The organism is Ideonella sp., assembly GCF_044358605.1.
Classification (GTDB): domain Bacteria; phylum Pseudomonadota; class Gammaproteobacteria; order Burkholderiales; family Burkholderiaceae_C; genus Ideonella.
The window spans coordinates 24,960-49,651 of sequence record NZ_JBIKNQ010000019.1 but is presented as its reverse complement, the minus strand read 5'-3'; the positions used below and the strand labels follow the sequence as shown (position 1 = coordinate 49,651).

Here is a 24,692-nt window from a genome sequence, read left to right as displayed (position 1 = left end):
CTGGCAGGTGTGAAATATGGCCGGGTCTGCTTCACGCCGCAGAGCTTCTTCTCCGATGGGGCCAACGAGCACACACCGCACAGCGCCACAATCTGCTAGCTCAACAAGTCAGCAGTAGAACCCTCTTCTCGGCCCCATGCGTCTCGATTCCATCACCGCTCCAAGCTTTATGGACTGGCTGCAACGCTGCCGCAGCGATGCAGCGGAGTTGGTGCAGCGTGCGCTGCGTGCAGCGGGCCTGCAGCATCAGGCTGGTTTGCGTGAAGCTTGGTTGATGAAGCTGGAGCGGGCGCTGAGTGACCCAGGCCTGACGCGCCACCCGGCGCGCAACGGCTTGCCCAGCGGCATCATGCTCATGTCGGAGGCCGAAGTCAGCGAAGGCGTTGTCGTGAAGCGCCTGGTGCAAGACATGCACACCGCTGCAGATTGGTTGCTGGTGGAGCTTCAAACCCGCGGCGAGCCGCTCTGGCACGCGGAATTGGCGGATGGCCAGTGGCCACACGCAGCCTTGCTGCACCCCGGTTTGCTGGCCGATACCTTGTGCCAAGCCTTGCGCGTGTCCGTCAGCGTGCCTCAGCAGCGCTTGGAGGTGCTGTCGCAACTCGCCACGCCACTGACCCGCCTGCTCAACCCCCTGTACGAGCGGCAGTTGGAATGGCTGGAGTTGCAAGGCGTGAGCGCCCCCCCGATTGCGCCTTCAGCCACCAGCCTGCAGTTGGCCGCCCCGCCCAGTAGCGAAACTGACAAGCCGCGCCCCACGCTCGAAACCTATCCCCCCAGCCTGCCCCAGGCTGCAGTGGGTATCACAGCCACCCAAGTGCCCGCCTTGCTGGCGCGCATGGCCCAGCAAGCGGGCTTGGACGCAGGCATGACGGCGTTGATGGCGGATCTTGCCGTGGCATTGCAACGCAGCGTCGAAGCCCAGCCTGAGATGCTGGCCAATGAGCAGGGCGTCACGTGGCGCCTGGTGGAGCGGCTGGTGGCGCTGGGCCAGCTTTACCCACTGCACAAGCCCGGTAAGCTGCCACTGGAGCAGCGCATGGCACCGCTGATTGAGCGTCTGCAGCGCTCCAAGTCGCCCGCCAAGGACAGCGCCTACCAGCGCGTGCTGGACCACGTCGAGCAAATGCACTTGGCTGCCCTGAAGGCGGCTGCTGATGCGCAGCGCCAACCCGAGGCTCAACTGGATGTGGAAGTGCGCCGCGATGAGCTGGAGCCCCTGATCCTGTTCCAAATGCTGGACCGCTTGAGTGGCCAAGACCCTCAGCCGGAGATTCGCCAGTTCTTGCTCGGCCCTTGGGTACAGGTTTTGGCGCGCGTGAGTGCGACGGAGGGCGTAGACAGCCCCGCAGCCCAACGCTGGACGGCTTTGGTGGACGTGCTGATCGAGAAGAGCGCGCAAGACTTGAGCCAGCCTCTGGGCCCCGCCGAGCTGGAGTGCTTGCTGATGGAGGTGCGTGAAGGCCTGAGTGCTGGCGCCCACACCGACGAACGCATTCGCAGCCATGAAGCAGACTTGATGACGGCCCTGGCCGAATGGCCCCGTGCTCGCACGGTGCACCCGGCTCCCGCCCCCAACGCACCCGCCCCTCTGCCGCACGCGCCACCGAGCAAGCCGCCTGAATCGGCGGCTGAGCCCTTTGCTGTGGTGGCAGACCAGGGCTTTGACGATGCCCCCGAGGCGCCGCCAGCGCCTGACGCCACCGAGCGCCTGGCCTCGGCAGGCGACCAGGGCACGACGCCGGGCTCCGAAGACATGCTGTCTTCACGCTGGGCCCACCACTCCGAGCTGGAAACCGTGCCACAGGTCTTGCAAGATGACCCGCCGGACAGCCCGGGCCGCTTAGCCCGCGCTGCCTGGATCAACGGCTTGGCGGCAGGGCAAATGTGCCGCATCTTCATGCAAGGCCGCTGGACCAGTGCGCGCCTCGACTGGGTGAGCGATCGTCAACGCTTTTATTCGTTCTCGCGGCCGCGCGACACCCCGTTTACCGCCAGCCGCCGTGTGCTGGAGCGCATGCGCTCGGAGGGCTTGATCACCACCATCGACCCGGGCCAATGGCTGCGCGCAGCGGCGAATTCTCTGCCTGTGCCGCTGCAGTAGGGTGCATATGAGCAAGAATAGGGCATCAAGCCCCTCTCAGGACAAGCCATCATGACCCTCCACTCTTCGCGACTCAGCCTCAAGACCTTGTTCGCCGCTTCGGCTTTGGCACTGGGTGTCGCCGGCGCCCAAGCTTCTGATTCCGGCGCGTCCTCGGCCTCCAGCGCTGCATCGAAGGGCATTGGTAGCCTGTCCGATTCGCTGCAGGGCTCCAGCAACAGCTCCTCCGGCAAGGAGCGCGTCGCTCAAGGGCGCTATCAGATCATCGAGATGGCCGACGCCCCGGGCGCTGACGGTCGCGTGCAAGTGGCTTTGCAAATCAACCAAGACGCACCCGTCTTGCTGAAGTTGCCCCAGCACATTGCGCAGCAGGCCGGTTTGGCCCGAGGGGTGTGGGTGGATGTTCAGCACCGTGACTTTGGCCTGACCTTTGCTGTCGCCCAAGCCCGTGAGCCCTTCTTCCTGGTCTTGGATGACGCTTGGCAGCGTGAGCTGGACAGCCGCCCTGTCGTGATCTGAATGCGCGCCGCGGGATTGCGGCGCACGCTCTTGGCAGTGGCGGTGCTGGCCGCCCTGCCCGCTCAGGCCTCCATGCGCTTTTGCGGCCTGCCCCCAGACCGCTCGGTCGCCCAAGAGGAACGACTGCTGTTGCTCACGGCCGCCGTTAAAGCGGAGTTGCAGCGCGCAGGTGCCCCGGTGGCCTTGGTGTCGCGCTCTGGGCTCAACTTAGGGCGCTTTGGCCTGCGCTACACCCATGCTGGCTGGAGCCTGCGCGCTGGTGCGGACCTGCCCTGGGCCGTGCGCCAGCTCTACTTTGACTGCGACGAACAGTTTCCTCGTCTCTTCGATCAAGGCCTAACCGGCTTTGTGAGGGGCGTCGATGACCCTGAGTTGGCATTCATCTCCTTGGTGTGGCTGCCAGAACGCCCGGCCCAGGCCCTGGCTGCGGCTGCGGCGGACAAAGCCCGCGCGCTGAGCCTGCAGAATGGCCGCTACAGCGCCAACGCCTATGCGTTTTCAACCCGCTCACAAAACTGCAATCAGTGGGCTTTAGAGCTGTTGGCCCACGCGGTGGCACCGCCCAGCTCGCAGCCACCACGCCCCGCAGCGCAGGCCTGGTTGCGCGAGGCGGGCTATGAGCCCAGCGTGGTGAATGTCGGCGCTTGGTGGGGGGTGTCCGCGCTGAGCCCCTGGCTGCATAACGACGAGCACCCGCTGCTTCAGCCCGATCAGCCCCGCTACAGCGTCAGCACCCCCGAGAGCATGGAGGCATTCATTCATCAACAATGGCCCGAAGCGCAGCGCGTGGAGTTGTGCGTCGGCCCGCAAGGCGTGCAGGTGGCGCGCGGCTGGGACCGACTGAATGCGCGCTGCGAGCCTTAGAACTTGTCCGTCAATAGACGGGCGGAGGAGGGTTGAGCGACTTTGGGATGACGGGGAAGGCGCAACACCGCAGCAATGCCCGGCGGCATTGCGAGGATTTGCAACGCCGCCCGACGCCCAAATCGCCAACCAGCCGACCTCGGCTATTTGCGGACAAGTTCTTAGACCCAGCGCACGAAATCGTCGACGGCTGGCCGCTGACGCGGCGTTTTGTGGCGCGTGGGTGTGCCCAGGCTGATGAAGCACAGCGCATGCTCGCCAGGCACGATGCCAAAGGCCTGGCGCAAGGCGTCGCTGTTCAAAGCACGGCCACTGGACAAGCCACTGGCAAAGCCTCGCGCCTGCGCCGCAAGCAGCAGGTTTTGCACCGCACTGCCCAGCGAGAACACCCGCTCCATGGGCGGTACATCGGCATGGTCGGCGCGCAAATCCACCACGGCCAAGATCAGCACCGGGCCTCGGAAGGCCTTTTGACGGGCCTCGCTGAGTTGATAGTCCAGGGCGGCTGGGTCGCGCTCCAGCAGGGCTTGGGCAAAGGCCTCAGACAAGCGCTCGCGCGCGGCCGGGCCCAAGACCAAAAAGCGCCAGGGCCGCAACTGAGCATGGTCAGGCGCGGCGGCAGCAGCGGCAAACAAGGCCCGCAAGGTCGCCTCATCCGGCGCGGGCTCCGTCAGGTGCTTGGGGCCGATGTGCTGGCGGCTGCGAATCCAGGTGTCGCACAAGTCAACCAGGGCGGCGTCGTCGCTGGCCATGTCAGCTCACCAGTTGGCGCAGCCAGTCCGGCATGGGGGCGGATTTGCCGCTGGGAAAGTCCATCCACACCGTGGTTGCGCCGCCCTCGGCATAAATCAAACCGGGCTGGTCCACCCGCTCCAGGGTGATGAAGGTGTCAAAGCTGCTGCGGCCGGGGTTGGCCACGTAATGCCGCGCGAGCACGTCACCGGGATATTCCAACTGCTTGAGGAAGTTGCAGAAGGCGTTGACGATGACCGGCCCTTCGCCACTGGGGTCGGGTGGGCCGCCCACTTGGCGCAGCCACTCCACCCGCACAATCTCCAGGTAGCGGAAGTAGATGGTGTTGTTGACATGGCCCATCGCGTCCATGTCGCCCCAGCGAATGGGGATGGTCATCTCGAAGCTCAGCTTCTTGTTTTGGGGCAGCTCAAAGCGCATGCTCAGGCCTCCGTGCTGGGGCTGATGCCCAAAGCCTGCTGCATCGCCAAGACTTCGACCCGCAAGGCCTGCATCTCGCCGGACAAGCGCGCCACTTCGGCCTTGAGCACAGACAGTTCACCGGCGGAAACCGAGTCAGCCGCAGACGATGTGCTGGCGCTGAGCGCTAAGAGTTCGGCGGAGGGCTCTCCGCTGAGCAGATGGGTCCAGCGCGCCTCACGCGCGCCAGGGGCGCGCGGCAACTTGACCACGCGGGCCGGCTCCTTGCTGCTCAGCTCATCGAGGAATGCCTCCACTGAGGAGACATCTGCAAACTTGTGCAGGCGCTCCGAGTTCAGTCGCAACTCGGCGGCCGTTTGAGGCCCCCGCAACATCAGCGTGGTCAGCAAGGCCACCGACTGGCTGGGCACACCCAGGCCGCGCGGGGCATTGTGCTCATAGCGGGCAACGCGGCTGCCCGACACCTCCACCAAGTGGAGTTGCTTGAGCCCATCCAAAGCCACGATCACGTCGGACTCAGAGGCCTCCATCACGGGTGCCCTCGCCGTCTTTTGGTTGCAGCCGGCCACCAGGGCATTCAGGGACAGCGGGTAGGTGTCAGGGACGGTGTGGTGCTTCTCCACCAGCACCGCCAGAACGCGCGCCTCCAGAGGCGTCAATGCTCGCAAGGTCATGGTCAGACTCGATCTTCAAAGCCAATCAGATGGCTTTGATTATCAAGCCGCTACAGCCCCATGTTCAGACCCCAAAGCCGTCGTCGGCCTGAATCACCGCGCCATTGATGAAATGGCTTTCGTTGGCGCACAGCATCAGCAAGGCAGTGTCCAGGTCTTTAGGCTGGCCCACGCGCTTGCGCGGCAGCATCTGCACCAGCTTTTGGCCGCCCTCGGTGTCCCAGTGATGGTGGTTGATCTCGGTGTCGATATAGCCCGGGCAGATGGCATTCACATTGATGCCGTAGCGACCCCATTCCAAGGCCATGGCCCGCGTCATGTGGACCACCGCCGCCTTGCTCATGGCATAGACGCCAATCTGGCTCAGCACCCGCAGGCCCGCCATGGAAGCGATGTTCACAATGCGCCCGCCGGTGAAGGTGCCCGGCGCCGCACCGCGAGAGCGGGCAATCATGCGCTTGGCCACCTCTTGAGCCACAAAGAAGGCACCACGGGTGTTGGTGTCCATCACAAAGTCATAGTCGTCGGGGGTCACATCCGTCAACTTCTGGGTCGTGCTCACGCCAGAGTTGTTGATGAGGATGTCCAGCGTGCCGGTTTCCGTCTCGGCATGGGCTACGGCCGACTTGATGCTGGCCACATCCGTCACATCCAGATGCACCATATGGGCATCGCCACCAGCACCTTCAATTTCGGCACGCAATGTTTTGAGCCGCTCGGTGCGGCGTCCGGCCAGCACCACGGCAGCACCAGCGCGAGCCAGGGTTAACGCAAATTGGGTTCCCAGACCACTGGAGGCGCCCGTCACCAGGGCCACGCGGCCCGACAGATCAATGCTATAGCTCATGAATGAATGGGCCTGCAAGGGCCGTGAAGAATTCGGGGATGCAGCACGAACCGCGTGGGTTGGTGTTGCCTCTGGCAGCTAGAGACTAGCTGTTGAAGCAACCATATCACGCGGCCCCGTCACCAAAGCGTTAAGCAGTGCCGCCAATTCGGCCCAGCACAGGCCCTAGCCCACGTCGCCGAGACCTTCGCCAGAGAGTTGCTCTAGCCATTGGTCAATGGGCATGGGCCGGGCAAACAGGTAACCCTGGAATTCATCCACCCCCAGGTCGCGCAGCATCTCAAACTGCGCCCAGGTTTCAACACCTTCGGCCACCGTCTTCAAACCCAGGCCGCGGCAGATTTGCAGCGTGCCCTTGATGACCTCACTCGCGGCGTTATCAGAGGTGATGTCACGCACAAAGGCGCGGTCGATCTTGACTTTTTGCACCGGCTGCTTGAGCAAATAGCTCAGCGAGGAGTAGCCGGTGCCGAAGTCATCCAAGGCCAAGGTGAAACCGTGGTTGCGCAGGCGGCGCAACAAGGGCAGCACCGAAGCATCCGCCAAGGCGGACTCGGTCAATTCGAGCTCGAGCTGGGCGGGCTTGATGCCAAAGCGCTCGCAGGCATGAAGCGCCATGCGCTCAAAGGCCATGTTGTGGAGTTGGCGCGGGGAGAGGTTGACGGCAATGTGCAAGCGCAAGCCTTTGGCCGCCACTTCTTGAGCCAAGCGCCCAGCGCACAACAGGGCTTGGCGGCCCAACAGCTCAATCGCTCCCGACTGCTCTGCCAGTGGGATGAACTCCACCGGCGAGATGGCGCCAAACTCACGGGTGGTCCAGCGCACCAGCAGCTCAGCGCCGGTGACTTTGCCTTCACGATCCACCTTGGGCTGTGCTTCAAAGGTGAACGCGCTGCGCTCGGCGTCTACCCGTAACTGGCTTAACAAGCGCACGCGCCGCAGCGAGTCTTGATCAATGGATGGCTCGTAGATCTGCAGCCGGTTTTTGCCCTGGGCCTTGGCGGCGTACATGGCCGAATCCGCCTTGCGCAGCAAGCCTGCAGCGTCAGTATCGTGCAGAGGGAACTGCGCTGCCCCCATGCTGGGGCTGATGACCAGCTCATGGCCTTCGCCCAGGGTCAGTGGTGCCGCCAGGCCGGCCATCAGGAGCTGTGCGCCTTCACGCACTGCTATGTCCTCGCTGCCTGGCGGCAGGACGGCGACAAATTCATCGCCACCCCAACGGCCCACAAAGGCGTTCGGTAAAGCCCGAACCAAGCGCTGCGAAACCTGGCGCAGCACATCGTCGCCTGCCTTATGGCCGTAGGAGTCGTTGACACCCTTGAAGCCATCCAAGTCCATGAACAGCACCACAAAGCACTCCGCGCCATCTTGGCTCACGCGTTCGGCCAAGTGCTGCTCCAGCGCAGCCCGGTTGGGCAAGCCTGTCAAGGTGTCGTTCAGCGCCAAGCGCTCCAGGCGCGTGGCCACCAAGTGCCGCTCGCTGATGTCGTGCATGGCAATGATGTAGCAGCGCCCTTGCCCAGCCAGCGCTTGCACCGGGGTCACACTCACCTCCACGGGTACGTCGTTGTCGTGGCCTTTGAGCACGCGCTCGGCGCGCCAGCCTCCGCGTGCGGCTCCTGCTTTGTCAATGTCCACGCGATCCAAAATGGACTGCCCCTGCAGGGTCGACGCTTCCGCACCGATCATCTGGGTCAAGGAGTCGTTGACCTCCACCACACGCCAACGTTCATCCACCACGGCCAGTGCATCATGGGTGCTGGCAAAGGCCTGAGCCATCAGGTTCAGCGATTGCTCTGAGGCGCGTTGATTGGTGATGTCCTTGACGGTGCCCGCAATGCGCATGGGCAGGCCTTCGTCATCCCGCTCAATGGCACGGCCGCGCACGCGCACCCAGCGCCAGCCTTCCACTGTTTGGAAGCGGCAGGCCATGTCCATGTCTTCGCGCGCGCCCGCCCAATGCAAGCGGCTGGCCAGGAGCACCGCCTCGCGGTCATCAGGGTGCACGCGAGCCGCCAAAGCGCGGATCTCATAGTCGGCCTCGGCGACGGTGTCCGCACCTAAGCGCAGGCCCAGCACATGCACTGCAGCCTGCCCACTGGTCCAGTCCCAAATGCCTTCGCCACTGCCCCATAGGGCCATTTGAAGGCGGTTCTCGGTTTGTCGGGCACGCTGCAAAGCGTCAAACAATTCTTGGCTTTTGTCCATCAGCAGGCTCTCAGCCTGCTTGCGCGCGGCCCGCTCTCGGTCCAAGCGCCGCTTCATCACCTCGATCTGGTCGGACGTTGACATCGCGTCAAGCAGACCGGGCTGGGTGTCCATCATGCGGCCACGCGCTCCAGAGTGATCATCGTCCCGGTTTGTCCCTGATCGTCTTGCCAGGCTTGGGTCTGAATGATGCAAGGCTCGCCATAGTGCTCGGCCGCGCCTTCCAACAGACCCACAGCCAATTCGTGCAAGCCTCGGGGGGATTGATAGAGCACGGTCATGCGCTCGGGGCTACGCTCGCGCACCGTAAAGCGCGGCAAGGTGGCTTCGCTGTAGAGCTTGTGCACCTCGACATGGATGTGGCCATCAATGCGGGACACCAGGTCGAACAGACTGTCGGCGCCCAGGAACATCTTGGGATGCACCTGAGTGAAGCGCAGCAACAAGTGACGCCCGAACGATTTGACTAAATCCGGCACTGCAATGCCGGTGCGCTCCGACAAGGCCACCACCATGGAGACCAACTCAGCATGGTCGTAATAGCCTACGGCGGTGTAGGCCCCATCGTGGCCGGGCACCGCAGCGCAGAGGATAGCGTCCGCCGCATCTGGGCCAAAACCATCCTCCACCATCTCCAAGAATTCCGTGAACACCATGCCTAACATGCGGCAGCCTCGCTGATGACCCTCAGATCAGCACCATGCTAGTGCGTCTTTGGTCGGTCGATCTGGGGAGCATCGACACTATCGCTTGTCAGATTAGTGATGGGAAGAGTAGATTTCAAAATAGCACGACCGTTCTTTTTATGATGAACAACCGCTAGAATCGTCGCCAATTCTCGGTGCGAGCCCGCACCCTCCCCGATTTGTATCCCTCTGCCCAGGACTGTGACATGACCTCTGCCGACCTCTTGGCCCAATTTGGCCCCCGTGAGTCCATGGAATACGACGTGGTCATCGTGGGCGGCGGCCCCGCAGGCTTGGCCACAGCCATCCGCCTGAAGCAGATCGCCGCCGATAAGGGCCAGGAGATCAATGTCGTGGTGCTGGAAAAGGGCTCGGAGCCTGGCGCACACATTCTCTCGGGTGCCGTGATGGACCCGCGCGCCATCACCGAGTTGTTCCCCGACTGGAAAGAGCGCGGCGCACCGCTGAACCAGCCCGTGACCGGCGACGACCTGCTGGTGCTGAATGAAACAGGCAGCAGCCGCACCCCGGATTGGCTGATGCCCCGCAACTTCCATAACCACGGCTGCTATGTGATCAGCCTGGGTGCGGTCACCAAGTGGCTGGCCGAGCAAGCCGAGAGCCTGGGCGTGGAGATCTTCCCCGGCTTCACCGCCGCTGAAGTGCTGTTTGACGAACAAGACCGGGTGCGCGGCGTGGCCACCGGCAACCTTGGCATTGGCAAAGATGGCGAGCCGCACGAGGGCTTCCAACTCGGCATGGAGCTGCTGGGCAAGTACACCGTGTTTGCTGAAGGCGCGCGCGGCCACCTGGGCAAACAGTTGATCGCCCGCTTTGGCCTGAACGCCGAGCGCGACGCCCAGACCCATGCCATCGGCATCAAAGAGCTGTGGGAGATCCCCGCCGACAAGGCTCAGCCCGGCCGCGTGGTGCACACCGCCGGCTGGCCCATGAACGACGACACCTTTGGGGGTGGCTTCCTCTACCACCTGGAGGGCAACAAGGTCACCCTGGGCTTTGTGATCGGCCTGGATTACAGCAACCCCTGGCTCTCGCCCTTTGAAGAACTGCAGCGCTGGAAGACCCACCCGGCCATCCGCAGCCACATTGAGGGCGGTAAGCGCATCAGCTATGGTGCGCGCGCCCTGAACAACGGCACGCCGCAAGCCCTGCCCAAGCTGGTTTTCCCCGGTGGCGCCTTGGTGGGCTGCGATGCGGGCTTCTTGAACGCCGCCCGCATCAAGGGCAGCCATGCCGCGCTGAAGAGCGGCATGCTCTGCGCCGAAGCCTTGGCCGAAGCCTTGGCTGCAGGCCGCAGCCAAGACGAGTTGGCCGCCTTCCCTGAGAAGTTCCAAGCCAGCTGGCTGCATGAAGAGCTGTGGACCTACCGCAACTTCAAGAACTGGTTCAAGAAGGGCCCGCTGGTGGGCAAGCTGATGACTGGTATCGAGCATTGGTTCTTGCCCAAGGTGGGCGTGACGACACCGCCCTGGACCACCCACAACCTGCTGCCCGACCACATCAAGCTGTTGCCAGCCGACCAGTGCCCCAAGATCGACTATCCCAAGCCCGATGGCGTGTTGACGTTTGATAGGCTCTCCTCGGTGTTCATCAGCAACACCAACCATGAAGAGAACCAACCGGCCCACTTGACGCTCAAAGATGACTCGGTGCCCGTCGCCACCAACTTGGCGCGCTTTGCCGGGCCCGAGAGCCGCTACTGCCCCGCAGGGGTGTACGAGTTCGTCAAGAGCGACGACGGGTCAGACCGCCTCCAGATCAACGCCCAGAACTGCGTGCACTGCAAGACCTGCGACATCAAAGACCCGACCCAGAACATCATTTGGGTGACGCCAGAAGGCGGCGGCGGGCCGAACTACGCGGGCATGTAAGGCCCCTCTTCAGCGCTGCGGCAAGCCGCGGCGCCTTCAAGCCTCCCAAGGGTTGATCACACGCACGCCCGTGTGCTCGAAGTCGCGCACATTGCGCGTTGCCACGGCGAATCCGTACTCCAGCGCCGTGGCAGCAATCGCGGCATCGCCCCATTCGCGAGGGTTGGGCACATGCAAGGGCGCACAACATTGCGCTGACCTCGCGCCGAAGGGCAGGATTCGCGCTTCGAACTCGGCTTCGAGCGCGGTTATCCAGGCCTTCAAACGTCGCCCTTGCTCGCCGTCCAGGCGAGCCTTGCGCTCCATGCCGACGCGTAACTCCAGTAAGGTGATGCTGCTGAGATAGAGGGTCTCAATGGCCTGCGCGGCCGCCCATGCGCGAACCTCTGCAGAGGACTCGCGCTTGCCTGGCCTCAACTCCGAAACCACGTTGGTGTCGAGCAGGATCATGCTCACTCCAAGTCGGCCGCAGCCACCTCGCCCTTCAGGCGAGCAGGCTCAAAATCAATCCCTGTGGTGTCAGGCAAGCCATCCATGACCTCCAGCAAGGAGCGCGATGAAGGCCGTCCCCCTGACAAGCGGTAATAGTCGTCGATGCGCAGCAGCGCATAGGCCGGCTCGCCGCGGTCGGTGATGAGTACCGGACCCTGAGCAGCAGCGCGCTTGGCGCCAGCGAGGTTGCGCGCAAACTCTCGCGCTGGAATGCTGGTGATGCGGGCCATGGCAAGCTCCTAAGCAGCAAATGTCTGCATGTTATGACACTCAGCCAGGCGCGTCAAAATCAAGCCTGCGGCAACTCCAGCGTGAACACGGCCCCGCCCTGCGGGTGGTTGGTCGCGCGCAGGCGGCCGCCATGCTGCTCCACGATGCCGTAGGAGATGGACAGGCCCAGGCCCGTGCCCTTACCCACCGGCTTGGTGGTGAAAAAGGGGTCGAAGATGCGGGTGAGGTCGGCCTCGGCAATGCCGGGGCCGCTATCGCGCAAGCTCACGCGCACCCAACCGTCTGAGGCCTCGCAGGCAATCCAAAGTGCCGGCAGCGCACCCGGGCGCTGCGAGGCCGCGTCATAGGCGTTTTGCACCAGGTTCATCAGCACCTGCAGCAACTGCCCCGCACTGCCCATCACCGGGGCTTCGGCCCCGGGCTGCCAATGCACGTCAAAGGCGGGCGCCGTGCCTTTTTTGACCCAATGCACGGCGCGCTCGATCACGCGGTTCATGTCCACCAGGCTGCGCTCCTCCCGATCCACCGCCGAGAAGCGCTTCAGGCCGTTGACGATGTCGGCCGTGCGTTGCGCGCCTTCCAGCGTGCCTTCCATCAGCGAAGGCAAATCAGCCAGCAGGTGATCAATGCGCAGCTTGGCGCGCAGCGCGGCCCGCTCGGCCGCTGGTTCGTCAGCATGCACCGCGCCCAGGTACTGGCGCAGGCGCTCGGTGTAGCGCTGCAGCGCATGCACATTGCCCAGCACAAAGCTGATGGGGTTGTTCAGCTCATGCGCCACGCCCGCCACGAGCCGGCCCAGTGAGGCCATTTTTTCGGAGTGCAGCAGTTGCTGCTGGGTCAGCTTGAGGGCCTCGTGCGCCTCTCGCAGCTGGTGATAGGCGCGTTTGATCTCGCCCATGGGCCGCCCCACAAACACCATGCCCACCCGCCGCCCTTGGCCGTCCAAGCGCGGCGTGCAGTTGAAGTCCACCGGCACACGCTGCCCTTGCGCGTCCAGCAGCTCCACCTCCACCGTGGTGCCACTGCGCTGCAGCGCAGGCGTGCCAAGCACATGGCGCAGGCGGGCCGCACTGCTGTCGTCGGCCGTCAGTTGGCTCAGGACCATGCCGCGCAGTTGCGCGTCGCTGCGGCCCACCAGCTCGCACAGCGCCGCATTGGTCTCTTCGATCTGACCGCTTTCATTGCAGGCGGCCAGCACGTCGCTCATGGCCGTCAGCAGACTGAAGATGAACTGCTGCGACTGCTCCAGCTCGGCGTTCTTTTGCTCCAGCTTGATCTCATCCGCCACCAGCTGCGAATAGACCTCGTCCATCTTGTGGATCACATCCATCCAGGTGGACTCATCCACGCCCTCCATCTCTGGGTTAGGCGGAATGGTGGCGAGCGGGCTGGGGCGTGGCATCAGTGCACCGTGCAGACCATGCAAGGGTCGAACGAGCGAACAATGTGCTGAACAGCCACCGGCGTGGTCTCGCCGGGCAGCACGGGCGCGCCCGCCAAGGCCGCCTCCAGTGCGCCGGGCTGGCCCGCTGCATCACGGCCTGAGAAATTCCAACTGGTCGGCGCAATGATTTGGTAGTGGCTGAGCTTGCCGCCACGCACTTGCAGCCAGTGGCCCAAAGCCCCACGCGCCGCCTCGGTGGTGCCCACACCTTGCGCCTCGTCGGGCAGCGCATCCGGCACAAAGAAGGGCTCTTTCGGCGTGATGGCCGCCAGCCACTGCTCCAGCATCGGAAGCACCCGCGCCAGTTCCACCAAACGCGCGAGGACCCGTGTGTAAACGGTGCCGCCGCAGCGCGCCACGGCGTCGCGAATCAAGGGCTGGCCGCTGGTCAGCTGGCGTGCAATGGCGCCGGTCTCTATGACCTCACCGCCCAGGCGCGGCGCCTTGTTCCAGGTGTAGGCGCCGGGCTTGTCGGCCAGCGGGCGAGTGTGGCCCTGCGCCGGGTGCCGCGCACCGCCCGCATCGTCCAGCCAGGCGTGGGTGGCGTCTTCGGTGATGCGCGCCAGGTCCACGCCCTCCAAGCCCACACCGGCGCGCCACAGCCCAGACGCCAAGGCATGCTGGCCATCGGGCTGGCGATAGGCGCCCACACTCAGGTAACGGCCGGGCCCAGGGCCTAGGCTATCCAGGCCCAGGTCGGCTGAAATGGTGAGCCACAGGCGTAAATCGCCGCGCTCGGGTGCTTGAGCATGCCAGGCTTGCAACTCGGCCTCGTTCTGCAGAGCGCTGACTTCTTCCAGCGGCGCGGCAAACAAGGTGCCTTCCAAGAAGGCACGGAACTCCCGCACTTTGGCCAGCAGCCGAATGCGCTCGGCCGCATCAATGGCCCGAGAGCTGCCGCCGGGCAGCACGCTTTGGGTGTGCGGCCACTTGCCCCCCAGCGTGCCCATCAAGGTGAACCAGCGCTGGCGTGCCGCCACCGCCGCACGCGCGTGCACGCCACCACCGCCCGCCCCGCTACCCAGGGCGGCAAAGCGCCGCTGCACTTCAGCAAACCAAGGCCGCTGGGCATAGACCTCGCGGGTGAAGTCGGGCATGAAGAACAGGTAAAAATGAGCCAGATGGTCGGCCAGGTTTTCGCAGGCCAGCATCAAATTGGTGGCATGCAGGCCGTTGGGCGGTGGGCTCACACCCGCGGCATCCGCCAAGGCCCGCGCCGCCGCTACCGACTGCGACACCGAGCAGATGCCGCAAATGCGCGGCACGATGACCATCGCATCATGCGGGTCCCGCCCGGGCAGGATGTTCTCAAACCCTCGATACATGGTGGCCGTCACCCGCGCCTCAGCCACGTGTCCATCGCGCAGCTCCAACTGCACTTCCAAATCCCCTTCCACGCGATTGAAGGGGCCGACGAGGAGGCGGGTGTTGGTGGTGCTCACGAAACCACCCCTCCACTGTAGGCCTGCACAGGGCAGCTTGTTGAGAACGCGGCGCCGGCCCGAGTCCGCTCATGTCCCCCGCCAACGCCTTTCGGCGTTGTCTCCTCCTTTACTTCGCTCCCTCGGGCCGCCACCACGTTCTCTTCGGTGCGTAGGTAGCAACTGAGGGGAAAGCCAAAAGTCAGGGTTGAGCCGGCCTGCAGGTTCGATTCAGCTCCCAAGCTTGGGTGCAGCATCTCGCTCAACAGTTGCACAGCAGATGCGCTGAGCCGAGGGTTGGGGTGCTCTGCAGAGCGAAGTAAAGGGGGAGCCAGTGCTGTCAAGCACTGGCGGAGGACATGAGCGGCGCAGAGTACCCCAGCCCTCGGCGAACGATTGACTCCAAAGCCATGAAACACATGCCACCCTACGCCAACAAAACAGGCACCGAAAGTCATTACTTCAACCTCGTCCGCCGCACCACCGGCGCCACCACCACATGGTCTGAAGTGGCGTTTTCTTTCACGCGTTTGGGGGTCGCGCTCTTGGACAAAGAGGCCAAAGCCACAAACCAAGCCTTGGGCATGTCGGTGGGCAGGCCGATGGGGATGCCGGCCAGCTTGGGCGTGGCGTGGAAGGCGTGGCCAGGGTCTTGGAAGCCAGGTTCAGTGCAACTGATGCAGGCATAGCCGCCGCGCGTGCACGAGCCCTCGCCGTTCCAGAGCCGCGTGTTGCAGTCAGCATGCGCCTGCGTGCCCTTGCAGCCCATGTGCTCCATCAAACAGCCCATGTCCGAGGGCTGCTCGGCGCTGGCCTTGAACTCATAAAACTCATTGCGCGTGCAGCCGTGGTGCACTAGTTGATCGGCGTAAAAGCGGGGGCGGTTCAAAGGGTCCAGATCAGCCTCACCGAACAAACCTGCAGCCATCGCCATCAGCGCGTCAGTGACCCAAGCGGGGTGCGTGGGGCAGCCGGCAATGTTGATCACCGGCAAGCCACCGCGCGCCCGAAAGCCTGCGCCCAAGAGACCGCCCACGCGATCATCTTCGTACTGCAAACCACAGGCTTCAACCTCATTCGCCCCAGCCGCCGTGACCCCGCCCCAGGCGGCACAAGAGCCTACGGCCACCACATGCTGGGCCACCTGGGCCAAACGACGCACCCAATCGATCATGGGCAGGCCCGTGCCCGCCAGCAGATGAAAGCGGCCCGTGCCCTGCGGCCCACGCAACAGCGAGCCCTCCACACACAGCACATCCAACGGGGTAGCCCCGCTCAAGCAATCTTCCAAGACGCTCGTTACCTGCGTGCCCGAGGCCAGCGACAACGAAGGGTGCCACAGCAAGTTCAAACCGGCTTGGCGCCACTGGCCTTCAAAGTCGGCCGTGTCGGCGTTCAGCAGCGACATGCTGCAGCCGCCACAGCCCCCGGATTGCAGCCAGAGCACGTTCATCATGCGTCGTCCAATCCAAAGCGCTGCATCTTGGCCCGCAGGCCCACGCGCGACAAATCCAACTCCGCCGCCGCACGCGTCTTGTTGCCCTGATGACGGGCCAGCACTTCCCGCAGCACCATGGCTTCGACGGCGTCCAGGCGCTCGGCCAGCGTGCCTTTGCGCGGCAGGCTGGCCAGCTCGGGCGCACTGGGCGTGGCAAGAGGCCCATCGCCACAGCGCAGCCGCAGCGAGAACGCTTGCGGCCGCAAAGCCACCTCGTCCGACAGCGCCACGGCGCGTGCGATTTCGTTGCGCAGCTCGCGGATATTGCCCGGCCAGGTATAGGCCGAAAGGCAGGCCAGGGCTTCCTCTGTCCAATGCACTTCTGGGCGGCCCAACTCCTGCGCCACTTGACGCAATACGTGCTGGGCAATCACCGCGATGTCGTCGGCCCGCTCGCGCAGGGCCGGCATGTGCAGCGTGGTGCCGGCGATGCGGTAGTACAAGTCTTCGCGGAAACGGCCGGCCTTGACCTCGTCTTCCAGGGTGCGGTGGGTAGCGGCCAGCACGCGCACATCCACCGGCACCGCGCGGGTGGAGCCCACCGGGCGCAGCTCGCCCTCTTGCAGCACCCGCAGCAGCTTGACCTGAAAGGCCGGCGAGGTCTCGCCAATTTCATCCAAAAACACCGTGCCGCCATGGGCCCGCTGGAACAAACCGATGTGGTCTTCATAGGCACCGGTGAAGGCGCCGCGCTTGTGGCCAAACAGCTCGCTTTCCAAGAGCGTGTCGGGGATGGCCGCGCAGTTCTCCATCACAAACGGGCCGCTTTGGCGGGGGCTGGCGTAGTGGATGGCGCGGGCCAACAGCTCTTTGCCGGTGCCCGACTCGCCAAGCACCAGCACCGGCAGGTCGTAGCGGGCCAGCCGCGCGGCCATGGCGCACACGGCCTCCATGGGGCTGCCGGGGGCGCGGATGATGCGCTCAAAACCGAACACCGCCTGGGCCTCGTTCAAGCGCTGGGCGCGGCGCGCCTTGAGCAGTGGCGCCCCCGTGCGCAACTCCAACTCCAAGCGGCTTAAACCTTGCTGCAAGCTACGGGCTTCGACGGCGGTACGCACCGTGGCCAGCAGGTGGTCGGGCACCCAGGGCTTGAGGATGTATTGGTAGATGCCGGCCTCGTTGATGCTGGTGATGATGTCTTCGCTGTCGGTATAGCCGGAGATGACGATGCGCACGGTGTCAGGCCAGCGCTCGCGCACTTCTTTCAAGAAGTCCACGCCCATTTGACCGGGCATGCGCTGATCGCAGAGGATCACCGCCACCTCTTGGCGGGTCAGCCACTCGCGCGCCTCGTTGGCACTGCTGGCGGTGAGGATACGAAAGTCCTCGTCCAGCGTGCGGCGCATCGCGTCTTGCGAGCGGACTTCATCGTCCACCAGCAAGACCACGGGCAGCTCATCAGGGCTCAAGGGGTGCGGTGCGTTCACAACGAGTACTGCTTAGTTGAGGCTAGTGTAGGGGTCAACAGATGCGCGGCAAAGGCTCACCGCTGAGCCAGTCCACCACACGGCGCCCGCCAAAGGCGGTGTTCATTTGCACAAACCTGTGGGGGTCTTCGGTGACTAGGCCGATCCGCGCGGCCGCCCTGCCCTGCGGGTGGGCGTGCATCGCGGCCAAGGCCGCCTCGGCGTGGGCCGCATCGACCACGGCAATGAGCTTGCCTTCGTTGGCCATGTAGAGCGGATCCAGCCCCAGCAGTTCGCAGGCCGCGTCGACCTGGGGCAAGATGGGAATGACGGCTTCTTCAAGCATCATGCCCACGCTGGACTGCCGAGCGATCTCGTTGAGTGTGGTGGCCAGGCCGCCGCGCGTTGGGTCGCGCAGCGTGCGCACCGCGCCCTCAGGCACGGCGGCGAGCAATGCGGCCACCAAGGTATGCAAGGCGGCAGAGTCCGACTCAATCGCCGTTTCAAACTCCAAGGACTCCCGTTTGGAGAGCACGGCCACGCCGTGTTCGCCCATGGTGCCCGAGACCAACACCACGTCGCCCGCGCGGGCCAAGCTGCCGCTGAGGCGCCGCCCCGCCGGCACCGCACCCACACCCGTGGTGCTGATGAACACGCCATCGCCCTTGCCTTGTTCAACGACTTTGGTATCCCCTGTGACCACGGGTACTCCGGCGGCACGCGACGCTGCCGCCATGGATTGAACGATGCGCTGGAGATCCGCCAAGGGGAAGCCTTCTTCCAGAATGAAGCTGGCTGACAGGTAGAGCGGCGTCGCCCCCATCATGGCCACGTCGTTGACGGTGCCATGCACGGCCAGGCTGCCGATGTCGCCGCCCGGAAAGAACAAGGGGCTGATGACATGGCCGTCGGTGGCCATGACCAGCTCATGCCCCGGCGGCAGCGCGGGCATCCGCGCCCCATCGTCACCTTGTCGCAGGTAGTCGTTGTCGAAGGCTCGGGCAAACAGCTCACTGATGAGTTGCGCACTGGCCCGACCACCCGCGCCGTGGTTCATGTCCACCCTGCCCTGCTTGATATCCAGAGGGCGGATGTAGTCTTTCTTGATGCTCATATCGTGTTAGTCAGTCCGTCAACTTCAGAGAAACCACTGCAACTGTGGGTGGCGGCCAAGCGCTTGTGGCGACGGCCTCCGCTCATGTCCCCCGCCAACGCCTAGCGGCGCTGGCTCCTCCTTTACTTCGCTGCGCCCGTCCCCCCAATCACTTGGTGTCGTTGCGTGTCCGCACTGCATCACACCAAGCCCAACAGCTCTTTCGAGCCTATCAACGCAAGGCATCTGCCTTTGCCATGTGCGGGAGTCAAGCAACGCAACGAACGAACAGGTCGCTGGGGGGCGCTGTGTAGTGAAGTAAAGGGGGAGGCGGCGGCCGAAGGCCGACAACGGAGGACATGAACGGAACAGCGCCCCCCAGTGGCCTGTTCCCGCACAAGCATCAGCACGCGCACGCCAGGACTCCTCGGCAACTTCGTCATGCATAGACCTCAGGATGGGATGGGCGCAACTGTCTCCACCACCACCGGAATATCCCGAAACCGTCCGTAGGAGTAATGCGCCGCGCACGCGCCCTCGGACGACACCATGCAGGAACCCATTGGGTTCTCGGGCGTACAGACCGTGCCGAAAAGCTTGCAGTCCGTGGGCCGCTTCACCCCGCGCAAGATGGCGCCGCATTCGCATTGCTTGTGGTCAGGCACCGGCGTGTAGACAAGGCCGAATTTCAACTCGGCATCAAACGCAGCAAAAGCGGGGCGGATGCGCAAAGCGCTGTCCGGCACCACGCCCAACCCCCGCCATTCAAAACTCTCCCGGTGCTCAAACACCTCGGCCACCACCGCCTGCGCAGCCTGGTTGCCCTCGGGTGTCACCGCGCGGGTGAACTCGTTCTCGACCTCCGCACGGCCTTCATTCACCTGGGCCACCAACATGCGAATGGCCTGCATCACATCCAGCGGCTCAAAGCCCGCAATCACCACCGGCTTGCGGTAGCCCAGCGCAAACGGCACATAAGGGGCCGAGCCGATGACGATGCTGACATGGGCAGGGCCCACGAACCCATCCAAAGGCACGGTGCCCCACTGCGCCACTTCGGGGCTGTTGAGGATGTGGGCCACGGCGGCGGGCGTCAGCACATGATTGGCCAGCACGCTGAAATTGCGAGTCTGGGTGCGCGCCGCCTCACGGATCACCAATGCCGTCGGCGGCGTGGTGGTCTCGAAACCAATGGCCAAGAACACCACCTCGCGCAGCGGGTTCTCTTGGGCCAGCTTCAGCGCGTCAGCGGCGGAGTAGACCATGCGCACATCGGCGCCCCGGGCCTTGGCCTTCATCAGCGACAAGCCCTGAGACGCCGGCACCCGCATCACGTCGCCATAGGTGCACAAGATCACCTCTTGCTCCAGCGCCAACTGGATGGCCTGGTCGACGCGGCCGATGGGCAGCACGCACACAGGGCAGCCGGGGCCATGGATCATCCGCACCTGTGGAGGCAGCAACTCCGCAATGCCATAGCGTGAGATGGCGTGCGTGTGGCCGCCGCAAAACTCCATGAAGTTATAGCGTCGGTCAGGCTCCACCTCGCGGGCCAAAGCCTCGGCCATTTGGCGGGCTAACTCGCCATCGCGGAACTCGCTGATGTACTTCATCACAGCGCTCCTTCTGCGGGGGCTGCGGCCAACTCAGCAAACAGCGCCAAGGTGCGTGCGGCCTCTTCGGCATCAATTTGGCCGATGGCATGGCCCACGTGGACGATGACGTAGTCATCAACCACGACGCCTGGCGTCAGCGCAATGCAGATGGACTTGCGAACACCGCCAAGGTCAACCACGGCATGTTCGGTGTCTGTCAAAGACACGATTCGGGCGGGCAGTGCAAGGCACATGGGTCAGGCTTCCAATGCAGACGAAGAGGTGAACGCAGGGGCAGAGGAGATGGCGGGGGTCGAGGCAAGTACGTGGTGAGCCGCAGCCCAAGCTTGGCCCACCGCCAGACCGGCATCGCCACACGAAAACTGGGCTGGTCGCCACACCGACAAGCCGCTAGGCGCCAGCGCCCGGGCCAGTTCGCGGCTCAGCAAGCGGTTGAAGAAGCACCCACCGCCCAAGGCCAGTTGGGTGGCGCCGGTGAGGCGGGCAGCCGCAACGGCCACCTGCGCCGAGCCCTCGGCCAGGGCCACGTGAAAGTAGGCAGCAGCCTCCCCCACGGCCTCGGGGTCGGCATTTCGCCGCGCTTGCAGCAGGTGCAGCACCATGGCCCGCAGATCCGGCATGCCGTGGGCCATGGCCAAAGCGGGCCACCTGGCTTGGGGATGCTGCTCGCGCCAAGCGCTGGCGCACTGCTCCAGGGCCATGGCCGCTTCGGCCTCTTGGCCTTGGCGCACGCTCAAACCCAGCAAGCCGGCCGCCGCGTCAAACCAGCGGCCTGCCGCCGTGCTGGGTGGGCAGTTCAGGCCACGCTCCAGCATCTGGCTCAAGAAGCGCACCGCCGGTTCGCCCGCCGTGGGTGCCAACAGCGGCAGCAATTCGGGCGCCAAACCAGCGGCCTGCAGCGCTGAAGCGGCCATGCGCCAAGGCTCCCGTGCCGCCACATCGCCACCGGGCAGGGCCAGACTGGGCAAATGGCCCAGCCTCTGCCACGCAGCGCCGCCTTCTTGCAACAGCAGAAGCTCGCCGCCCCACGCCGTGTGGTCGGTGCCCAGGCCCACGCCGTCCAGCGCCAGGCCCAGCAGCGGGCCCTGCAGGCCATGCTCGGCCTGCACGGCGGCGATATGGGCTTGGTGATGCTGAATGGGCACAGCAGGCACACCCCATTGGGCGGCCAAGGCTTGTGCAAGACGAGTGGACTCGAAGTCGGGGTGCAGGTCGTGGGCCACTGCGGCTATCGGCCCATCGGCCGCTGCCTGCAAGGCCTGCGCCGACGCCCACAAAGCGTCGCAGGCCTGTGCCTCGCCCAGGTCACCGTGCACCGGCGAGCACCACAGATCCTGCCCTTGCAGCAAGCAGGCGCTGTTCTTCAGGTAAGCACCCAGCGCCAGCACGCGCGCAGGCGCGGCGCTGGGCAGGCGGTGGTGCTGCAAGTTCAACGCACGGCCTCCAGGGCCTGCAGCTTGGCTTCCAGCTCGGCCACACGGCGGCGCAACTGAGCTTCGGTGGTCTCGGGCATGGTGCTGACGGCCGTTGACGGCGCCTGCAACAGCCAATCCAGCCATGCATCCAGGCCATCACCGCGCGTGGCCGAGACCAACAACACCTCGATGCTGGGGTTCACGCGGCGGGCATAGGCGATGCAGCGCTCCACATCAAAGTTGAGGTGGGGCAGCAGGTCAATTTTGTTGAGCACCATCACGCTGGCCGCTGCAAACATGTCCGGGTACTTCAGCGGCTTATCCTCACCCTCGGTCACCGAGAGGATGGCCACCTTGGCCTGCTCTCCCAGGTCCCACATGGCGGGGCAGACCAAGTTGCCCACGTTCTCGATGAAGAGCAGGGCTTGAACGTCCGCCTCTTGTGAGCCCTGCGTGTGGGCATGCGCTGCACCATGCAAGCTCAGCCTTGAAAAAGCATCGCCCACCATCTGAGCGTCCAGGTGGCAGCCCTTGCCGGTGTTGACTTGGATGGCGGGCGCGCCGGTGGCGCGAATGCGGTCGGCGTCATGCGAGGTTTGCTGGTCGCCTTCAATGACGGCCACGGGCAGTTGGGGCGCCCGCTGCTTCAGCGCTTGGATGGTGGCACACAGCAAGGTGGTCTTACCCGAGCCGGGGCTGGACACCAGGTTGTAGGCCGTCACACCATGGGCGCCGAAGTGCGCGCGGTTGTCGGCCGCCAGGGCATTGTTGGCGCCCAGCACATCGGCCTCCAGCTTGATGGCGCGGGCTTGGCTCATGCCAGGCACCGAAACGCGGGCCGAGCCCGCGCCGTAGTGCAGGTCACCCGTTTCGGGATGGACAACCACGACGGCTGCCTCTTGCGGGCCATGATGATGAGGCAGGCCCAGCGCATGGGCGCGGGCATGGGCTTCATCGTGCGCGGCATCGTGAGCAGCGTCGTGCGAATGCTCGTGATGATGATGGTGATGAGCAGGCTCGTGGCCCGTGGCGCAACCGCAAACAACACACATGGGGTTTCCTTCAGGGGATGGGTTCGTCGTCATGGACCAGGAGGTCCACCACCTTCAGCTCGGTGCCGCCGGTGGCTTGAATTTGGTGGCCGCCACATTGAGGGCAGGCATCGGCGCGGCTCAGGATCTGCACCGTGCAGGCGCAGCGCAAGCACCACGCCGTGCCTGCAGGCTCGTCTATCTGAATATCGGCGCCTTCTAGGCAGGTGCCAGCTTGCAAGGTCTCCAGCGCAAAGCGCAAGGCTCTCACCTCAACACCACTGAGCGCGCCCGCTTCCAGGCGCAGGTGGGAGACGCGGCTGAAGCGCTCGCGCTGGGCGGCGTCTTCCACCAAACGCAAGATGCCACCGGCTAGGCTGAGTTCATGCACAGGGCGTGGTCTCCATCAACGGGGTGGCGCCGACAAAGGGCGCCAGCTCAAAGCCAACACAAGGGTCAAACGCGGTGGTCAGCCGCAAGGCATCATGCTCGCTGCCCACTTGGGGCAGCGCACTCAGGGCCTGCCCCAGGGCGCCCTGGGGGTGAAAGTTCCATTCTGTGGGCGCCAGCACACGGTAGCGCAAGACGCGAGCCTCGGGGCTCGCGTCACTGAGCTGCACCACATGCACCAGCAGGCCACGGGCCGTCTCCGTCCAGGCCAAGCCGGTGTGCTCATCGCCGTGCCATGTGCCGTGGGCCAACAGGCCTTGCCCTTGCGGCAGTGCCAGGTGCACCAGCTCACGCAGCCGCGCCCACCAGCGGTCCCACACCGTCAAGGCCTGCGGCTGCAGCGCTGCGCTGCCGGGGTGGTCCCAGGCTCGGCACCAAGGCCCGGTGTCTGCCGCTTGGCCTAACCAGTCGGGTTGGGCACAAAAGCGGGGCTCGTCCAACATGCGACCCGCCAAGCTCGCCCAATGCGATTGGGTCACAGCCCCGGCCACCAAGCTCAGGCCGGGTGTGGTCAGTGCCGTCGCAGCGCTGGCTTGGCGGTGCAGCATGCTCGCCAAGGGGCTGTCGGCGTGCCGCGCCCAGCGCTTGGTCTCTGGCGTCAAAGGGCCAACTTGGGCGAGCCAGTCTGTGGCGGGTTGATCCAGCCAGTGACGGGCCAGCCAATCGGGCAAGCGGGAGAGTGCAGGCTGCACGTCGGCGCGAGCTGGCCACAGAGGGCAGCCTTGTAGACCGAGCGTCTGGGTGACCTCGGGCCACCAACGGGGCCAGTCGTGGGCGATGCGCAGCAGGTGCTCCCGGGCCGTCGCGGCCTGATGTGCTTGCAGGTCGGCGCTGCTGACCTGCACCTCGTGACCCAAGGCCGCCTGTAGCGCACGCTCCGCCGTCCAGCGCTGAGCATGGGCGCACAGCGTAAAGGCGGCGGCCACCAGCGCGGGCACTTGGCGCGCGGGGCGGCCCTCCAGCAAGCGCGGGGCGAGCATGGGGCGCGTGCTGCGCAGCGCCCTACCCAGAGGCGCCCCTGGGCTGATCCAGACTTGACCGGCCAGGTCTGCACTCAAGGCAAGGCCCTCCCCGCCGCAGGGCGGCCCAGCAAGAAGCCACGCCGAGACGGCGGCAGCGTAGCGTCTGGCGCAGGCGCTAGCGTGCTCGCCACCGCCAAGGGCAGTGATGGGGTGGATGGCGCAGCCCCGGTCGCAGTCGCTTGTTCAACAGTGAGCGACATCTGCCTCAGCACCTCATGGCCGGTCAAGACAGCCGCCGTCTGGTCGGCAAATTCCGTCATGGGCGAGAACAGTGAGCAGGCCTCAAAGCCACCCAGGGCGGCTTCGTGCGCGCCGATGAAGTCGGCCTGCTGGGTGGCAAAGCGGCGGGCCGCTACCACGCCAGGCGCCAAGGCTTGCGCGCGCACCCAGGGCAAGCGCACTAGGTTCATGAACCACGGCGTGATCAACACGCCCTGCAGCCACACGCTGCCATCCGGCTCATGCGCCTCCGTAAAGCCCAACGCCTGCACACGCAAGCCTGGGTGCAGCAGGCCCAGGCCCTGCATGCGGGTCTGGGCGATGTGCTCGAACACCTGCGCGAGCTGGTGGATGCGGGCCTGGGCGGTGGGGCTCAAACGCATG

General features: G+C 64.9%; 24 protein-coding genes. 4 read left to right on the top strand and 20 right to left on the bottom strand.

All coding sequences use genetic code 11. From position 1 onward, the window contains the following. Nucleotides 1-136: 136 nt before the first annotated feature. From ACIQ3Q_RS08970 to ACIQ3Q_RS08960, 3 genes are read left to right on the top strand one after another with little or no spacing between them, the layout of a single operon-like run. A complete protein-coding gene (locus tag ACIQ3Q_RS08970) occupies nucleotides 137-2,104 on the top strand; it encodes a DUF1631 family protein (protein WP_396268735.1) in 1,968 nt (655 codons plus the stop codon). 51 nt (nucleotides 2,105-2,155) lie between these two features. Next, nucleotides 2,156-2,623, top strand: coding sequence for a hypothetical protein (locus ACIQ3Q_RS08965; RefSeq protein ID WP_396268734.1), 468 nt, complete (start codon nucleotides 2,156-2,158; stop codon nucleotides 2,621-2,623). Continuing rightward, nucleotides 2,624-3,487, top strand: coding sequence for a DUF2145 domain-containing protein (locus ACIQ3Q_RS08960; RefSeq protein ID WP_396268733.1), 864 nt, complete (start codon nucleotides 2,624-2,626; stop codon nucleotides 3,485-3,487). A 161-nt stretch (nucleotides 3,488-3,648) separates the two neighbouring features. Here ACIQ3Q_RS08960 and ACIQ3Q_RS08955 read toward each other — a convergent pair whose 3' ends face one another. From ACIQ3Q_RS08955 to ACIQ3Q_RS08930, 6 genes are all read right to left on the bottom strand, one after another. After that, complete coding sequence (locus ACIQ3Q_RS08955) at nucleotides 3,649-4,239, bottom strand: nitroreductase family protein (protein WP_396268732.1); 591 nt, start codon at nucleotides 4,237-4,239, stop codon at nucleotides 3,649-3,651. A gap of 1 nt (nucleotide 4,240) precedes the next feature. After that, the gene (locus ACIQ3Q_RS08950; RefSeq protein WP_396268731.1) at nucleotides 4,241-4,660 is read right to left on the bottom strand and encodes an acyl-CoA thioesterase; all 420 of its coding nucleotides are present in this window, start codon (nucleotides 4,658-4,660) and stop codon (nucleotides 4,241-4,243) included. Nucleotides 4,661-4,662: 2 nt separating this feature from the next. Continuing rightward, nucleotides 4,663-5,334, bottom strand: coding sequence for a YceH family protein (locus ACIQ3Q_RS08945; protein ID WP_396268730.1), 672 nt, complete (start codon nucleotides 5,332-5,334; stop codon nucleotides 4,663-4,665). A gap of 64 nt (nucleotides 5,335-5,398) precedes the next feature. Continuing rightward, a complete protein-coding gene (locus tag ACIQ3Q_RS08940; RefSeq protein ID WP_396268729.1) occupies nucleotides 5,399-6,181 on the bottom strand; it encodes an SDR family oxidoreductase in 783 nt (260 codons plus the stop codon). Nucleotides 6,182-6,346: 165 nt separating this feature from the next. Beyond that, nucleotides 6,347-8,476 (bottom strand): putative bifunctional diguanylate cyclase/phosphodiesterase, encoded by a 2,130-nt coding sequence (locus tag ACIQ3Q_RS08935; protein ID WP_396268728.1) that lies wholly within the window; start codon nucleotides 8,474-8,476, stop codon nucleotides 6,347-6,349. A 29-nt stretch (nucleotides 8,477-8,505) separates the two neighbouring features. Then, nucleotides 8,506-9,048 carry a heme NO-binding domain-containing protein gene (locus tag ACIQ3Q_RS08930; protein WP_396268727.1) on the bottom strand — a complete coding sequence of 181 codons (543 nt, stop codon included), beginning with the start codon at nucleotides 9,046-9,048 and terminating at the stop codon, nucleotides 8,506-8,508. Nucleotides 9,049-9,284: 236 nt separating this feature from the next. Here ACIQ3Q_RS08930 and ACIQ3Q_RS08925 point away from each other — a divergent pair, with 236 nt between their 5' ends. Further along, nucleotides 9,285-10,970 (top strand): electron transfer flavoprotein-ubiquinone oxidoreductase, encoded by a 1,686-nt coding sequence (locus ACIQ3Q_RS08925; protein ID WP_396268726.1) that lies wholly within the window; start codon nucleotides 9,285-9,287, stop codon nucleotides 10,968-10,970. Between the two features lie 36 nt (nucleotides 10,971-11,006). Here ACIQ3Q_RS08925 and ACIQ3Q_RS08920 read toward each other — a convergent pair whose 3' ends face one another. From ACIQ3Q_RS08920 to hybE, 14 genes are all read right to left on the bottom strand, one after another. Continuing rightward, complete coding sequence (locus ACIQ3Q_RS08920; RefSeq protein WP_396268725.1) at nucleotides 11,007-11,420, bottom strand: type II toxin-antitoxin system VapC family toxin; 414 nt, start codon at nucleotides 11,418-11,420, stop codon at nucleotides 11,007-11,009. Between the two features lie 2 nt (nucleotides 11,421-11,422). Next, the gene (locus ACIQ3Q_RS08915; protein ID WP_396268724.1) at nucleotides 11,423-11,692 is read right to left on the bottom strand and encodes a type II toxin-antitoxin system prevent-host-death family antitoxin; all 270 of its coding nucleotides are present in this window, start codon (nucleotides 11,690-11,692) and stop codon (nucleotides 11,423-11,425) included. Between the two features lie 59 nt (nucleotides 11,693-11,751). Next, nucleotides 11,752-13,095: a sensor histidine kinase gene (locus ACIQ3Q_RS08910; RefSeq protein WP_396268723.1), complete on the bottom strand. Its 1,344-nt coding sequence runs from the start codon at nucleotides 13,093-13,095 to the stop codon at nucleotides 11,752-11,754. Further along, nucleotides 13,095-14,579 carry a nickel-dependent hydrogenase large subunit gene (locus ACIQ3Q_RS08905; RefSeq protein ID WP_396268722.1) on the bottom strand — a complete coding sequence of 495 codons (1,485 nt, stop codon included), beginning with the start codon at nucleotides 14,577-14,579 and terminating at the stop codon, nucleotides 13,095-13,097. Before ACIQ3Q_RS08905 ends, ACIQ3Q_RS08910 begins: the two co-directional genes overlap by 1 nt. A gap of 436 nt (nucleotides 14,580-15,015) precedes the next feature. Continuing rightward, nucleotides 15,016-16,014, bottom strand: coding sequence for a HupU protein (locus ACIQ3Q_RS08900; RefSeq protein WP_396268721.1), 999 nt, complete (start codon nucleotides 16,012-16,014; stop codon nucleotides 15,016-15,018). Continuing rightward, nucleotides 16,011-17,483, bottom strand: coding sequence for a sigma-54-dependent transcriptional regulator (locus tag ACIQ3Q_RS08895; RefSeq protein WP_396268720.1), 1,473 nt, complete (start codon nucleotides 17,481-17,483; stop codon nucleotides 16,011-16,013). The genes ACIQ3Q_RS08900 and ACIQ3Q_RS08895 overlap by 4 nt, the downstream gene beginning before the upstream one ends. 34 nt (nucleotides 17,484-17,517) lie before the next feature. After that, entirely contained in the window at nucleotides 17,518-18,576 is a 1,059-nt protein-coding gene (hypE, locus tag ACIQ3Q_RS08890; RefSeq protein ID WP_396268719.1) for a hydrogenase expression/formation protein HypE, read from the bottom strand. 431 nt (nucleotides 18,577-19,007) lie between these two features. Next, nucleotides 19,008-20,168 carry a hydrogenase formation protein HypD gene (gene hypD / locus ACIQ3Q_RS08885; RefSeq protein WP_396268718.1) on the bottom strand — a complete coding sequence of 387 codons (1,161 nt, stop codon included), beginning with the start codon at nucleotides 20,166-20,168 and terminating at the stop codon, nucleotides 19,008-19,010. Then, entirely contained in the window at nucleotides 20,168-20,404 is a 237-nt protein-coding gene (locus ACIQ3Q_RS08880) for a HypC/HybG/HupF family hydrogenase formation chaperone (protein ID WP_396268717.1), read from the bottom strand. Before ACIQ3Q_RS08880 ends, hypD begins: the two co-directional genes overlap by 1 nt. 3 nt (nucleotides 20,405-20,407) lie before the next feature. Beyond that, nucleotides 20,408-21,604, bottom strand: coding sequence for a carbamoyltransferase HypF (locus tag ACIQ3Q_RS08875; RefSeq protein WP_396268716.1), 1,197 nt, complete (start codon nucleotides 21,602-21,604; stop codon nucleotides 20,408-20,410). Continuing rightward, nucleotides 21,601-22,638: a hydrogenase nickel incorporation protein HypB gene (hypB, locus tag ACIQ3Q_RS08870; protein WP_396268715.1), complete on the bottom strand. Its 1,038-nt coding sequence runs from the start codon at nucleotides 22,636-22,638 to the stop codon at nucleotides 21,601-21,603. The genes ACIQ3Q_RS08875 and hypB overlap by 4 nt, the downstream gene beginning before the upstream one ends. A 10-nt stretch (nucleotides 22,639-22,648) precedes the next feature. Then, nucleotides 22,649-23,008, bottom strand: coding sequence for a hydrogenase maturation nickel metallochaperone HypA (hypA, locus tag ACIQ3Q_RS08865; protein WP_396268714.1), 360 nt, complete (start codon nucleotides 23,006-23,008; stop codon nucleotides 22,649-22,651). Continuing rightward, on the bottom strand, nucleotides 23,001-24,125 hold the full coding sequence (locus ACIQ3Q_RS08860) for a nickel-dependent hydrogenase large subunit (protein WP_396268713.1): 1,125 nt from the start codon (nucleotides 24,123-24,125) through the stop codon (nucleotides 23,001-23,003). Before ACIQ3Q_RS08860 ends, hypA begins: the two co-directional genes overlap by 8 nt. Continuing rightward, nucleotides 24,122-24,691, bottom strand: coding sequence for a [NiFe]-hydrogenase assembly chaperone HybE (hybE, locus tag ACIQ3Q_RS08855; RefSeq protein WP_396268712.1), 570 nt, complete (start codon nucleotides 24,689-24,691; stop codon nucleotides 24,122-24,124). Before hybE ends, ACIQ3Q_RS08860 begins: the two co-directional genes overlap by 4 nt. Nucleotide 24,692 lies beyond the last annotated feature (1 nt).